This is a genomic window from Limosilactobacillus urinaemulieris, assembly GCF_014838745.1.
In the GTDB taxonomy this organism is placed as follows: Bacteria; Bacillota; Bacilli; order Lactobacillales; family Lactobacillaceae; genus Limosilactobacillus; species Limosilactobacillus urinaemulieris.
Genome location: NZ_JABUXR010000063.1, coordinates 1 through 243, shown reverse-complemented (window position 1 = coordinate 243; position 243 = coordinate 1). Strand labels below are relative to the sequence as shown.

At 35.4% G+C, this 243-nt stretch carries 1 pseudogene; it reads left to right on the top strand.

The features are described 5' to 3' along the window. Nucleotides 1–243 (top strand): annotated as a pseudogene (locus tag HUK45_RS09885) (YSIRK signal domain/LPXTG anchor domain surface protein); the annotation flags it as partial.

Sequence of the window (243 nt, the reverse complement as noted above, 5' to 3'; positions counted from 1 at the left end):
CGATGTCACCCTACATAAGCCAATTCAAGTGATTAGTAATGGTCATTATGTATTCAAACAACCTTTCAAGCAGACCGCAATTCGACCAGGGGATAGTGTGGATCAAGAATTTACTGTGGCCGGTTATAAATTAATGAATTCAGAAGTTTTGAATAAGTATTTCCATTTTGATAAACAAGGTAATGCCTGCCTTAAGAAAGGTATTACTACGCAAGACATTAACATTAATTTAGATTACGCATC